This is a genomic window from Serratia sp. J2, assembly GCF_046269175.1.
Lineage (GTDB): Bacteria > Pseudomonadota > Gammaproteobacteria > Enterobacterales > Enterobacteriaceae > Chania > Chania fonticola_C.
Map to the genome: position 1 here is coordinate 1 of NZ_JBKABN010000118.1, position 425 is coordinate 425.

A 425-nucleotide genomic window follows, 5' to 3' on the forward strand; every position below is an offset into this window, starting at 1 on the left:
TTCGGCGCATGGGTGGCCAGCGTTTCCCCTTCGTGCGCCTGGCTGAATTCGACACCGCTGGCGATCAGCAACCAGTCTTCTCGGCGGTGCGGTCTGAACTCACCGGCCTTGGTGTCAAACACACCATTGGTGAACCCGATCAAGTGCCGTTCCGTGGCCCCCATCCGGGGTAGGCTCAGTTTCATGGTATCTACAGCGGATTTGATACCTGGTTGTGAGTAAGAGATCTCGGCTTCTCGGTAGATCGCCGCCATTGCCCGTTGCAGCTCTTTATCGGCAATAGGCTTCCAGATCACCCCGTCATAATGATGAACGGTGTCTGAGTCACCATTGATTGCCAGTGCGCCACTGTAGCGAGCCAGAAGCACATCGCCGCGCTGGCTGGCTCCCATCTGGTTAAGGGCTGGGGTTGCTGCTTGTTCGAC

At 57.6% G+C, this 425-nt stretch carries 1 pseudogene; it reads right to left on the reverse strand.

What is annotated here, in order from left to right:
- Positions 1 to 425 (reverse strand): annotated as a pseudogene (locus ACKWMY_RS28345) (DNA primase); the annotation flags it as partial.